General features: G+C 37.2%; 12 protein-coding genes. 11 read left to right on the top strand and 1 reads right to left on the bottom strand.

Going from position 1 to position 13,907, the window contains the following annotated elements; genetic code table 11:
• The 6 genes from AACZ30_RS09430 to AACZ30_RS09405 form a co-directional block, all read left to right on the top strand.
• The coding region (locus AACZ30_RS09430) for a Sua5/YciO/YrdC/YwlC family protein (protein WP_339649023.1) at positions 1-191 on the top strand (191 nt) is incomplete at its 5' end.
• 25 nt (positions 192-216) lie between these two features.
• A complete protein-coding gene (locus AACZ30_RS09425; protein ID WP_339649021.1) occupies positions 217-591 on the top strand; it encodes a GxxExxY protein in 375 nt (124 codons plus the stop codon).
• A gap of 47 nt (positions 592-638) precedes the next feature.
• Positions 639-2,072: an HD domain-containing protein gene (locus AACZ30_RS09420; protein WP_339649020.1), complete on the top strand. Its 1,434-nt coding sequence runs from the start codon at positions 639-641 to the stop codon at positions 2,070-2,072.
• Positions 2,073-2,104: 32 nt separating this feature from the next.
• Positions 2,105-3,130 carry a COX15/CtaA family protein gene (locus tag AACZ30_RS09415; protein ID WP_339649018.1) on the top strand — a complete coding sequence of 342 codons (1,026 nt, stop codon included), beginning with the start codon at positions 2,105-2,107 and terminating at the stop codon, positions 3,128-3,130.
• 24 nt (positions 3,131-3,154) lie between these two features.
• Complete coding sequence (locus tag AACZ30_RS09410; protein ID WP_075326258.1) at positions 3,155-3,664, top strand: hypothetical protein; 510 nt, start codon at positions 3,155-3,157, stop codon at positions 3,662-3,664.
• Between the two features lie 283 nt (positions 3,665-3,947).
• The gene (locus AACZ30_RS09405; protein ID WP_075326257.1) at positions 3,948-5,006 is read left to right on the top strand and encodes a nucleoid-associated protein; all 1,059 of its coding nucleotides are present in this window, start codon (positions 3,948-3,950) and stop codon (positions 5,004-5,006) included.
• A gap of 108 nt (positions 5,007-5,114) precedes the next feature.
• Here AACZ30_RS09405 and AACZ30_RS09400 read toward each other — a convergent pair whose 3' ends face one another.
• Complete coding sequence (locus AACZ30_RS09400) at positions 5,115-6,185, bottom strand: hypothetical protein (protein WP_075326256.1); 1,071 nt, start codon at positions 6,183-6,185, stop codon at positions 5,115-5,117.
• A gap of 94 nt (positions 6,186-6,279) precedes the next feature.
• On the opposite strand from AACZ30_RS09400, the gene AACZ30_RS09395 reads away from it, so the two are divergent.
• The 5 genes from AACZ30_RS09395 to AACZ30_RS09375 form a co-directional block, all read left to right on the top strand.
• Complete coding sequence (locus AACZ30_RS09395; protein WP_208224949.1) at positions 6,280-7,185, top strand: ABC transporter ATP-binding protein; 906 nt, start codon at positions 6,280-6,282, stop codon at positions 7,183-7,185.
• Positions 7,185-8,021, top strand: a complete 837-nt coding sequence (locus AACZ30_RS09390; RefSeq protein WP_208224948.1) for an ABC transporter permease — start codon at positions 7,185-7,187, stop codon at positions 8,019-8,021. Before AACZ30_RS09395 ends, AACZ30_RS09390 begins: the two co-directional genes overlap by 1 nt.
• Positions 8,022-8,031: 10 nt before the next feature.
• Complete coding sequence (locus AACZ30_RS09385; protein WP_339649015.1) at positions 8,032-10,791, top strand: T9SS type B sorting domain-containing protein; 2,760 nt, start codon at positions 8,032-8,034, stop codon at positions 10,789-10,791.
• 68 nt (positions 10,792-10,859) lie between these two features.
• The gene (gene uvrB / locus AACZ30_RS09380; protein WP_339649014.1) at positions 10,860-12,869 is read left to right on the top strand and encodes an excinuclease ABC subunit UvrB; all 2,010 of its coding nucleotides are present in this window, start codon (positions 10,860-10,862) and stop codon (positions 12,867-12,869) included.
• A 116-nt stretch (positions 12,870-12,985) separates the two neighbouring features.
• On the top strand, positions 12,986-13,907 hold a 922-nt coding region (locus tag AACZ30_RS09375; protein WP_339649013.1), incomplete at its 3' end, for a hypothetical protein.

Here is a 13,907-nt window from a genome sequence, read left to right as displayed (position 1 = left end):
GAAAACCAATTGTTTCTACATCGGCCAACATAAGTGGTGAAAAAACACCCGGATCCTTTGCTGAAATAAGCCCTGAAATTTTAGAAGGTGTGGACTATGTAGTAAATTTGCAAAAAAATAAAAAATCGGCTAAACCCTCTGCCATCATTAAATTAAGCAATGATGGGAAGGTAAAAGTGATTAGGAAATAGTTGTTTTGCCACGAATGCACGAATAATGGCTGATATTATATACAAAGATGAAAGTTATGCAATTGTTGGAGCGTTATTCAATGTATATAATTATTTAGGCAGCGGATTTTCTGAAATAGTTTATAAAGATGCTTTAGAGCTTGAGTTTAATTCCCTTGAAATTCCTTTTGAAAGGGAAAAGGAATATTCAGTCACTTATAAAGGAATTGTTCTTCCGCACAAATTTTATGCAGATTTTGTCCTTTTTGATAAGATCATCTTAGAAATAAAATCGGTAGATAATATTCACGATAAGCATATATCCCAGTGTATAAATTATTTAAAAGTCTCAGAAAACAGATTAGCAATATTAGCCAACTTCAGTAAAGATTTGCTAGATCATAAAAGAATTGTACTATAAAAGATTAGTGAATTCGTGGCTAGAACGTTTACAAAGAAATTACAATAGTGAAGAATTATAAAGGAGCCTTAACCCACAATATTTTTAGAGTCATTACCCAGGCCTCAGAAGAACTCAATCTGGAAAGTTATGTTATAGGAGGCTTTGTTCGGGATCATATTTTGCAACGTGGTGAGCCTAAAGATATTGACATAGTTGCGGTGGGCAGTGGGATAGAATTAGCTAGAAAAGTAGCTAAACTCCTTCCGCATAAACCAAAAGTACAGGTTTTTAAAAATTACGGTACTGCGATGCTCCGCGCATATGATATGGAAATTGAATTTGTAGGCGCTCGCAAAGAAAGCTATCAAAAAGACAGTCGCAAACCCATCGTGGAAGACGGTACTTTAGAAGATGACCAAAATCGTAGAGATTTCACTATAAACGCTCTGGCGCTTGGTTTGAATGAAAATAACTTCGGAAATCTTTTAGATCCTTTTAATGGGTTTGAAGATTTGAAGTCTAAAATCATTAAAACTCCGTTAGATCCCGATATCACGTACTCTGATGATCCACTTCGAATGCTTCGTGCTATTCGTTTTGCCACGCAACTTAATTTTAAGATTGAAGAGGAATCTTTAGATGCGATTACCAGAAATAAGAAACGCATCAAAATTATTTCAAAAGAAAGAATTACCGACGAGTTGCATAAAATCATGCTGGCCGAAAAACCTTCAAAAGGCTTTTCGCTATTACATAAAACAGGATTACTTCATATTATAATGCCAGAATTAACCGCTCTGGAAGGTATAGACGAAATTGAAGGCCAAAAACACAAAGATAATTTTTGGCATACCCTGGAAGTGGTAGATAATATCTCAGAAAATACCGATAATCTTTGGCTTCGTTGGGCCGCATTATTACACGATATTGGAAAGGCCCCGACAAAAAAATTTCATAAAAAAATTGGGTGGACTTTTCACGGGCACGAATTTGTAGGAGCGAAAATGGTTTTTAAACTATTTAAACGACTTCGACTGCCTTTGAATGAAAAGATGAAATATGTGCAAAAATTGGTTTTAATGAGTTCGCGGCCTATTGCGATTGTAGATAACGACGTAACCGATTCTGCCGTACGCCGACTTATTTTTGACGCGGGTGAAGATATTGAAGATTTAATGACACTTTGTGAGGCCGATATAACTACTAAAAATCCGAAACGCTATAAACAGTACCACAATAATTTTAAGGTGGTTCGCACTAAGATGAAAGAGGTAGAAGAACGCGATCACGTTCGTCAATTCCAACCTCCGGTAAGTGGTGAAGAAATTATGAAAACTTTTAATATTAAACCTTCCCGGGAAATAGGTATAATAAAAGAAACCATTAAAGAAGCAATTCTGGAAGGAGAAATTCCCAACGAGCACGAAGCGGCCAGGGAATTGATGCTAAAAAAGGGAAAAGAACTGGGCTTATCAGTAAACAGTGGGCAGTCTCAGTAGGCAGTTTGCACTAGAAATAAAGATTGAATAAAATGTATAGAAAATCGGTTAAAATTTCCCTTATCCTGGTTTACCTGGTAATTATTGCCGGTGCAGTGGTAAGAATGACGGGGTCAGGAATGGGTTGTCCAGACTGGCCAAAATGTTTCGGTTATTATATTCCACCTACAGAAGTTTCAGAATTGGAATTTCAGGCCAATCGAGAATATGAAAAAGGACAGGTAATAATTGTTGATGAGACTTTGAAAGTAGCAGCCACCGATTTTACTTCCGAAGAAAACTATTCCGAAAAAAACTGGGAAACTTACACCAAACACGATTACGCTATTTTTAATCCTGCGCATACCTGGGTGGAATATATCAATAGGCTCGCGGGTGCTTTAGCCGGTTTTGCCGTTCTAATTATGGCAGTACTTTCCTTCAAAAAATGGAAAAAAAGAAAACGAATCACTCTCCTCTCCTGGCTTAGCGTTTTTCTTATGGGATTCCAGGCGTGGCTGGGTGCCACCGTAGTGTATTCTGTTTTATCGCCGGTTAGAATCACCATTCATATGATTATGGCCCTGGTAATTGTGGCCCTTCTTCTCTATTTATTATTTATTGCCGAAGAAAAAGTAAAAAACAAAGTTCCGAATAGAACATTTAGAAATTTAATGATTCTCGCCGTGGGATTAACACTAATCCAGGTGGTTTTAGGAACCCAGGTAAGACAGCTGGTTGATGAACAGGTTAAAATACTTGGATACGATGCAAAAGAATTATGGTTAGCTAATCCCGACCTTAACTTCTATGTACACCGCAGTTTTTCAATTCTTGTTTTTTTTGTAAACCTTGTTCTATGGTGGAAAAACCGAAAACTTCAGCTTCAATTTGGAAAGATAAACTGGGTCTTAATACTACTATTATTAGAAATCGCTACCGGAATTGCGATGTATAATTTTGATTTTCCATTTCTTTCGCAACCGCTCCATTTAGTAATTGCCTCAATATTGTTCGGATTTCAGTTTTATTTATTATTGGAAAGCTTTGCGGCGGGCAGAAAGTTGAAAACTTTGTAACTTTGCCCCTTAAAATTTGATATTATGGTTTACCGATTTAGAGTAATTCTTGATGCTGAAGAAGATGTATTTAGGGATATAGAAATACTACAGGAAAGTAGCCTGGAAGACCTTCATAACACCATTTTACAGTCGTTTGGCTTTGATGGCACAGAAATGGCTTCCTTCTATTTAAGCGATGAAAAATGGGAACAGGGAGAAGAATTCTCTCAGTTTGATATGGGCGGTGAAGTACGATTAATGAACGAAACCAGCCTCGAGTCTATTTTAGATGAAGACAATAGAAATATAATCTATATTTACGATTTTCTAAAGATGTGGACTTTCTTAATTGAACTTGCCCAGATTGGTGAAATTGAAGCTGGTAGAGATTACCCAAACCTTATGTTTGTTCACGGCCAATTGCCTGATAGTGCACCGGATAAAGATTTTGTAGGCGAAGACGATGAAGACGCCGGTGGTGGAGATATGTTTGACCAGGGATTTAACACCAACGATTACGACGATCTTTCTTTTGATGAAAACTGGAATTAATTGCGAAGCAATTATACCGGACTTGTTTCGGGATCTTGGTTTACCATTATCCTGTCCCGAGGCGTCGGGATTATTTCAGGATCTAAGTCGTTCCTATTTCATTAAGAATCGTAATTAAGAATGGAGTGAAGTAATCCGCAATGACGAATTGATGTTAAATTTAATTCGTCATACCTTACTAATAAAATAAGATTTCCGCTGCAGTTTATCCCGATATTTATGGGGACGGAGATGATTAAAATAGATTTCCGACTTCTCGGAAATGACAAAAATTATATACTGAATGATCAACCTTTTTAATGCGCAAATTGAATCCCTTTCTATTCACAGGGTTGGGAACAAAAGCCGAAACGAGAATATTTTTCTCTCTGCGGCTCCTTATCAATTAAACGATGAAATAACTCCTTTGATAAAGGAATATTTTCTAAAACCTTTTAGAGAAAAAGAGGAAAATTATTTCAATTTTTCTCACGAAACCGATCTTGAATTCAACGAATTATATAACCTGGCGAATGCAGTTTTTGACGATCCGGGAAATATTCACGAAGCTTCAAAAAAGATCACTACTTTATTGTTTGAGCAATCTTCTCACCCGCACATAAAAAGCGGTGAAGTTTATGTGGTTTATTTTGAAAACCTGCAAATAGATAATGAAAAGGTTTCCGGAATCGGGATTTTTAAATCTGAATTAAAGCACGATTTTCTTCAGTTTGAAGAAAATGGCAGTATTTTGGAGATGATTGTTCAGCAGGGAATAAACCTCAACAAACTCGATAAAGGCGCCTTGATTTTTAATAAAAATCGCGAGGAAGGTTATAAAATCCTTTCAGTAGATTCAAATAAATACGATACCAAATACTGGCTGGAAAACTTTTTGGGTGTAGACGTAATGCGCGATGAGAATTACAATACCAAAAGTTACCTGAATTTCTGCAAGAACTTCGCTAAGGACGTAGTTTTACCTGCAGAAGATAAAAAAGAAGAGGTGATGTTTATGAACCGAAGTATGGATTACTTCGCGAAAAACGACGATTTTGAAGAAAGTAATTTCCTAAATTCAGTAATAGATAATCCAGAATTATTACCTGAATTTCAGCATTATAAAACCGAAAAAGCACCAAAATACAAAATTGAAGATCTTACCAATTTTCCTATCGCCAACAAAGCGGTAACCGATGCGCGAAAGAAAATTAAAAGCGTAATTAATCTTGATACTCATATTCAGATTAAAATGGACTTTGTAAACGCAGAGTCGGCCGATAAGTTTGTGGAAAAAGGTTGGGACGAAGAAAAGCAAATGTATTACTACCTTGTTTATTTTAATAAGGAAGAGAAAAGTTAAGAGAATTTTCTAAAAAAGAATAGCCACGAATACACCAATAATATTTGTGGATTCAGAGAGATAACCGGCCCTCACAGATTTTTGAAACCTGTGAGGGCTTTTTTATTCCTAAGAACTTTCCAGCAAACGTTTCATATTTACATCTTCATAATTGCGGCGTACAAAATCTAGCGCCGTTCTAAGAATCTGGCCCATAGTACTGGCACGCTTAAACTTTATATCCTTGGTATATTTATAAAGATCGCTTCTTAAGGTTTTTACATTTGCCTGGGTAGAAACGTGATCGTTAATCATACAACGCAGCAATTCTTTGTATCGAGGGCGGGTATTAATAATCCTTTTTGCCAGCAGAGAACGCTCTTCTTTTCTATACTGTTCTATTGAAGATTCCTGGAGTTTGTCCTGCACCAACTCCACCATTTTTAAATTCTCTTTAAAAAACTGCGGACGATAAACTTTTAAATTTCCTTCAAAACATTGCTGGTCAAAATCTATTGCCCTAATTTGATATTCCACATGGTCAAAATCGTGCGTGGGGATCACCACGTAATTATAAGAACGCATATCTCCCAAAAGCCTTACGGTGCAACGTTCATTAAACTTTACAAATTGTTTGGCAATTTGCGTTTGTGCCCTATTATCACAACTCGGTAAATGATCTTCAATAAATACATCACCCGGTATTCCGGCAATATGTTCTTCAATTAAAGTGTCTTTATAAACCAGGAAATTAATTCGGTGAGGAGAAAGTAAATGCTCAAATTCGAGTCCGTAGATTCGGGAAGCATCAGCTTTTTTTACATAGAAATAGGTAAAACTATCGTTAAGGATATTTCGTACTTTTATGCGGAAAGGTTTCGAATTTCCAAAAGTACAGTAATCTATAGCATCTACATTTAAAAATTCCAGGGAATCGTCACTTCCGTCAGAATGCATTATGGTATATACCTGTTTCAGGCTGTTATCTATTTCTTCCCGTTCAAAATCTGGATAATAACAACGCACCCAAAACGTATCTTCTTCGTGTTGGTCGTACACCACCACCGATCCGGAAAAGCGCAACAAATCATCATAGAAAACCGGAATTTTAGTATTTCGGTTATGTTTGGCCAGATATCGATTCAACCTTTCATTTACGGCAAATGAAGGTTTCTTTTTAGACATCAGCTTTTCTTCCATATTATGTGTGCTTTTTATCAAAAATAAGCTTTCTCAAGCGAAATCTGTAACAATTCCATAACTTCGTCGTCATACTTTAAACTTTTCTTCAATTTTGGAAACAATTCTAAGTCTCAAAGACCTTACTAAAAAATATGGCGCACTTACCGCGGTAGACAAACTGTCTTTTACCATAGAAAAAGGCAATGTTTACGGTATTTTAGGGCCTAACGGAAGTGGAAAATCTACTACGCTCGGGATGGTACTTAACGTAGTCAATAAAACTTCTGGCGAATTTGCATGGTTTAACGGAAACACAGATACGCACGAAGCTTTAAAGAAAGTGGGCGCCATTATAGAACATCCCAATTTTTACCCTTATATGACAGCGGCGCAAAACCTGGCTTTGGTGTGTAAGATTAAAGATGTTCCAAAAGATAAAATTGATGAAAAACTGGAAATTGTTGGATTGCTGGATAGAAAAGACAGTAAATTTAGAACATTTTCTTTGGGTATGAAGCAACGCCTGGCAATTGCCTCTGCCCTTCTTAACGACCCTAAAATTTTAATTTTAGACGAGCCTACCAACGGACTGGATCCGCAGGGAATTCATCAAATTCGGGAAATAATTAGAAAGATCGCTGCCGGCGGAACTACCATTTTACTTGCTTCACATTTACTGGATGAAGTTGAGAAAGTTTGTTCTCACGTGGTGATTATAAGAAACGGCAAGAAACTTTATAGCGGCCCGGTAGATGCTATAAATGCCAGCCACGGTTTCTTTGAATTGCAGGCAAAAAACATGCAGCTACTTCAGGAATTACTAATTGCGCATCCGGGAATAGAAAATGTTTCAGAAAAAGAAAATATTGTTACGGCTATTCTGAAGGAACCTATGGATGCTGAAACTATTAACGAATATTTGTTTGAAAAAGGACTTTCACTTTCTTACCTGGTAAAACGTAAAGAAAGCCTGGAAGAACAATTCCTTACATTAACCAATCAAACTCCATCTGCATAATGCTACGACTTTTAGAGATAGAATATCATAAATTACGCTATAGCCGCTCGGCAAAAATACTGGTTTTCACCTATTTTATTTTAATAACTTTTATCGCTTTAATTGCTTCTATTGAATTCAATTTAGGAGCGATTAATTTCCGCGTAGCAGATCAGGGAATTTTTAATTTTCCTTACATCTGGCATTTTAATTCCTATATCGCGGCTTTGCTAAAACTCTTCCTGGCCATTGTAATTGTCTCGATGATGTCTAATGAATACAGCAACCGGACTTTAAAACAAAACCTGATTGACGGTTTGAGCAAAAAGGAATTTATAGCTTCAAAATTCTTAACCGTAACGGTGTTTTCTTTAATTTCCACATTATTTTTATTTATAGTTTCCCTGATTTTAGGACTTTCTTTTTCTGATTTTACTGAAGTTTCTATCATTTTTTCAGATATGGAATATATGATTGCCTACTTCGTTAAACTGACGGGCTTTTTCGCCTTCTGTATGTTTCTAGGAATTCTTATAAAACGTTCGGCTTTCGCACTTGGTTTTCTTTTTATCTGGTGGATTCTGGAAAGTATTGTTTATGGAGTTTTAAAGTGGCAGATTTTTAGGGATAGTCAAATTGCTGATAATATTGCAAGATTTTTCCCGCTGGAATCTATGAGCAACCTTATTAAAGAACCCTTCTCACGTCTCTCTGCAGTGCAAACCGCAGCCACGCAATTAGGATCTGAATTTGATAAAGATTATGGCATTCATTGGGACCAGTTATTAATTGTGATATTTTGGACTGCTATTTTTGTATTTTTATCTTATAAGCTCTTAAAAAAGAGAGATTTGTAGATAACACTAAATGAAATTTCTTTTTATTTTTTTTATAAGTTTTCTGTCTTTAAGCTTACAACTTAACGCACAGCAAGAAGCTGCCCATTGGTATTTTGGTGATGGCGCAGGATTGTCCTTCTCTGAAGGTGATCCTCAAAACTTAGATAATGGGAGATTACGAACGGTAGAAGGTTCTACCAGCATTTCTGACCAAAATGGAAATCTACTCTTTTATACAGACGGAACTATTGTGTTTGATCGCAACCACGATTTGATGCAAAATGGGACCGATTTAAAAGGAAATGTTTCCACCACCCAATCGGCCATTATTGTCCCACGACCTGCACATCCCGGCAGATACTTTATATTCACCGTAGACAAGCCGGACTATTACCTTACGCCGAACGATGAAATTGAAGGCGTTCATTTTTCTGAAGTAGATATGAGTCTCAATAATGGTAATGGTGGTATAATTGAAGGAAGAAAGAATATTCACCTAATAACATATAACCCTTCAAATTCGGTAGAAAATGAATTTAAAAGTTCAGAAAAAATTTCGGCAGTAATTTCCGGAGACTGTGTTTCTTATTGGGTAGTCACCCAATTTACCGATAAATTTTATTCTTTTAGGGTTAGTGAAAGTGGCGTAGAAACCACCCCTGTAATCTCCACACTTTCGAATAATTTTCCTCCAATTTTAGATGATAATGACATTAATGTAACTGCAGGTGGCTACTTAAAAATATCACCTGACGGCAAAAAAATGGTGGCGGCATACACAGGTACCTCACTGGGAAATTCCAATTCTGGTACAAAAAATACAGGAAAGGTTTTTCTTTATAACTTCAACGACCTTACAGGAAGAGTTACTAATGAAGAATTACTCCTGGAAAATAGTTATCCATACGGAGTTGGTTTCTCCCCTACCTCATCTAAGCTTTACATTACAGCGAATATCTTTAATTCCAATGATTTTTTGGAAAATAGTGAACTTTATCAGTTTGATTTAGCAAGCAATAATGTTATGGATTCCAGAGAATTGATTCATTCTTCTCGAAATGTAGCCGGAGCTCTTCAACTTGCCATAAATGGAAAAGTTTATAGAGCAGGTTACCCCACAGATGATGGTGGTTATCTAAATCACACCAGACTTTCAGTTATAAATAAACCCGATGAAGAAGCTCAAAATGTGGATTACCGTCATAATTCTGTTGACATTTCTCCGAACCATTCAAAATTAGGTCTTCCTCCATTCGTTCAATCTTTATTTAAAAGCTCATTTGAAGTTGAGAATTTATGTTTTGGAATGGATACAAAGTTCACAATCTCCGGAGAACCAGATTTCGATTCTGTTCGGTGGGAATTTGGCGATGGGGAAACTTCTAACACACCAAATCCTTCACACGCCTATTCTGAGCCTGGCATCTATACCGTAGCATTAATAAAAACCAGTAACGGTATTCCCCAGGATCCCGTTTGTAAGGAAATAACTATTTTAAAGTTACCGGAAATAGCACAGGATTATACACTTCAGCAGTGTGATATTTCAGATAACGATCCTGGAGATGGAATCACCACCTTTAACCTACAATTAGCCAGGAATGAATTACTGTCATCCGAAAATTCATCTGTTCAGCTCTATTTTTATGAGAATGAGCAAAACGCAATGGATGATGTAGAAAACACTCAAGCTTTAAGCAGCACCTATAGAAATAACATTTCCAACCAGGAGTTAACTGTTAAGATGGTTGATTTGAATGGAGAATGTAGTAAATTAGATAAAATTAGGTTAGAAGCTACCGGTGGCGTGCAGCTCAACCCGGCACCGGTTAAAGGTTGTGAACTTACCGATGGTGAAGGTGAATTTAATCTTACCGATATTGAACAAAATATAATTCAGGAGTTAGGTTTAAACCAAAATATAACATTAAGTTTTCACCAAACTGAAAATGATGCCATACTGGGCGAAAATTATTTACCTGAAATCTATCTTTCTTCTTCTAAGACAATTTATATTCGGGCCGAAGCCGATAATTCCTGTTACGGTTTTGGCTCTATAGATTTGCAAATAGCTGCTTTTCCACGATTAAATAATACAATGGAACTGCAAGCCTGCGTTTCAGATTTTCCAATAAGCCTTGGTAATGACCTAAACATCCCAAACGCCGAAAATTATGATTTTTCCTGGAGTACAGGTGAAAATTCTCAAACTATTTTGGTAAATACAGCCGGCTCCTATAGCCTTACTATAACCGATCCTAATCTAAGCTGTGGCCAGTCTATAAATTTTATAGTAGAAGAGTTCCAAAATCCTGAAATTTTAGATCTGGAAATTGAAAACCAGGGAGAAACCAATCAGGTAACGGTGCTCACCAACGACCTTTCCGGATTAAGCTTTGCTATGGATAATCCTGACGGCCCTTACCAAAGTAGTCCTACTTTTAGAAATGTGCCCGGCGGCCCCCATACTTTTTATGCAAGAACTGATAACTCCTGTACAGTTGCTCAATTTGAAGAGATCATTTTTGGTTTTCCAGCCTTCTTTACGCCAAATGCTGATGGCTATAATGACCATTGGCTTCCTTATGAAACCAACACCACAGAATTTCAGGTAGAATACATTCATATTTTTGATCGATATGGAAAACTTTTAAAAGAATTACCTGCCAATTCCCCAGGTTGGGATGGCACTTATAATGGAAGAGTTATGCCGCCCAGTGACTATTGGTTTAAAGGTAAACTGGCAAATGGTCAGGAATTTAGCGGTCATTTTACCCTAAAACGTTAAGGAAAAGTTTATCAGTTTGAATAGGCAGGATTATTGATTAGTTTCGTGAGAATAAGCGAGGAACACGAATGAAGTTTAAGATCGAATCAGATTACAAACCCACCGGCGACCAGCCAAAAGCGATAGAACAACTGGTAACCGGAATAAATAATAATGACCAATACCAAACCCTGCTTGGGGTGACGGGTTCTGGTAAAACATTCTCTGTAGCCAATGTTATCCAGGAAGTCCAAAAACCTACCCTGGTTTTGGCACATAACAAAACACTTGCTGCCCAGCTTTATTCAGAATTCAAACAATTCTTTCCCAATAATGCGGTGGAATATTTTGTAAGTTATTACGATTATTATCAGCCCGAAGCTTTTATTCCTACATCAGGAACTTATATTGAAAAGGATCTTTCGATTAACGAAGAAATTGAAAAATTACGACTCAGTACTACTTCTTCGCTGTTAAGCGGAAGAAGGGATGTGATTGTTGTGGCTTCGGTTTCTTGTTTGTATGGTATAGGTAATCCGGTGGAATTTCGTAAAAACGTAGTTTCTATTGAACGGGATATGCAAATTTCCCGGACAAAATTTCTGCATCAGTTAGTTCAAAGTTTGTATTCCCGAACCGAAGCTGAATTCTCACACGGTAATTTCAGGATTAAAGGAGATACCGTAGATGTTTTCCCAAGTTATGCCGATAATGCCTTCCGCGTACATTTTTTTGGAGATGAAATTGAAGAAATTGAAGCATTTGATCCGGGTACAAATGATATTATTGAGAAATATGAAAGGCTGAATATTTATCCTGCCAATATGTTCGTAACCTCGCCCGATGTGATGCAAAATGCCATTCATCACATCCAGGACGATCTTGTGAAACAAGTAGATTACTTCAGGGATATTGGGAAACATCTGGAAGCAAAACGTCTGGATGAAAGAACCAATTTCGACCTGGAAATGATTCGCGAACTTGGATATTGTTCAGGGATTGAAAACTATTCTCGTTATCTGGATGGAAGACAACCCGGCACACGTCCGTTCTGTCTTTTAGATTATTTCCCAGATGATTTTTTAATGGTAGTTGACGAAAGTCACGTAACCATTCCGCAGGTACATGCTATGTATGGTGGCGATAGGTCCAGGAAAGAGACTTTAGTTGAATATGGGTTTAGGCTGCCGGCCGCAATGGACAACCGACCCTTAAAATTTGAGGAATTTGAGGCGCTACAAAATCAGGTGATTTATGTGAGTGCCACTCCCGCTGATTATGAATTACAGAAATCTGAAGGTGTTTACGTGGAACAGGTAATTAGACCCACCGGACTTCTAGACCCTGTAATTGAAGTACGACCAAGTTTAAATCAAATTGACGATCTCATTGAAGAAATTCACACCAGGAACGAGAAAGATCAAAGAACGCTAGTCACTACGCTTACTAAAAGAATGGCAGAAGAACTCACCAAATATCTTACCCGTATTAATATTAGGTGCCGTTACATTCACTCAGATGTTGATACGCTGGAACGAGTAGAAATTATGCAGGATTTAAGACGTGGCCTTTTTGATGTTCTTATTGGAGTAAACCTGCTAAGAGAGGGTCTGGATCTTCCGGAAGTTTCTCTGGTAGCAGTTATTGATGCTGACAAGGAAGGATTTCTTAGAAGCAACCGGTCCCTAACCCAAACCATTGGTCGTGCCGCACGTCACGTAGAAGGAAAAGCGATTTTGTATGCCGACAAAATTACCGACAGTATGCAAAAAACCATAGATCAAACCGAATACCGAAGAAACAAGCAGATAAATTATAATAAAGAAAATAACATACGTCCAACGGCATTGGTTAAACGATTAGAGAACAGTACACTAATTAAAGAAAAACTGGATGTATATGACGCTGAAAAACCATTAACTACTAAAGCTGCCGAAGCCGAGGTAGCCTATATGAGCAAACCAGATTTGGAAAAAAGAATTCGGGAAAAAAGAAAGGCCATGGAAAAAGCAGCAAAAGATCTGGACTTTATGGCGGCGGCAAAACACAGAGATGAAATAAAAATGCTTCAGAATAAAATTAAAGAAACGCAGGGCTAGGGAAATCCCTTATTATTAGTGGAAGCCGTAAAAAATATTTTTCAGAAAGTATATTTAAAAATCCAAAACACCCCTAACTAAAAAACACCTTAGTCTTAACCGGTATTTTTAGTAGGATGAAAAAAATTATTCTTTTCTATTTTTTAATTTTAGCCACCACAGCTTTCTCCCAGGTAGGAATTGGAACTACCGAACCGGGAGCTCAATTAGATATAGTTGCTTCAGATAAGGACAGCCCGTCCAACATAGACGGAATATTAATTCCCCGTCTAAAGAAATTTCCCGCTCAAAAGCCCGGAAGTGCCCAACACGGAATGTTAGTTTTTCTTAGTGAGAATTTTAATAATTCACCATCAGGATTTTACTATTGGCATCATCAGGAAAACACATGGAAATCTATAGTTGCTGATGCTAAAGCAGCAAATTTTTATAAACCTAATTCTACCGAAAGCCCCGGTAATATTCAAGACAATATCTTCAGGAACGGCAATATTGGTATCGGGACTGAAGAGATTGAAAGCAAACTTCAAATCGCCATAAATCCAGATGATTCCCAGGATATTAAAAAAGGATTGGAAATAGATAATAATAATTCTGCTGAAACCAGAAATACCTATGGTTTAGATATTAAAAATCGCAGCAAAACCAATAATATAAAATACGGAATTAAAAATCACGTAACCGGTGATGGTAACGGTATTAGATATGGTATTTATAATTCTACCTCCCAGGGATCAAGCGGGAACGATATCTACGGAATTTATAATTCTGTAGGAAGAACAGAAGGCGCTTCTAGTTCTAATTACGGAATATATACAGAAATTGGTGAAACTAGTGGTAGAGGTAAGATCTATGGAATTTTCGCCCGGGCTTTAGGTAACTCAAGCGCACGAGTTTTTGCCGGTTATTTTGCAGGTCCCGTTGGAATAGGAAGAACTGAGGCTGAAGAATACCGTTTTCCTGATACACGCGGTAAGGAAAACCAGATTTTAGTTTCAGATAATTCAGGTAATCTCAATTGGAAACACAACCACACCA

Source organism: uncultured Salegentibacter sp., assembly GCF_963972535.1.
In the GTDB taxonomy this organism is placed as follows: domain Bacteria; phylum Bacteroidota; class Bacteroidia; order Flavobacteriales; family Flavobacteriaceae; genus Salegentibacter.
Note: the sequence above shows the minus strand (reverse complement) of the source record. Positions and strands in the feature narration are given on the sequence as shown.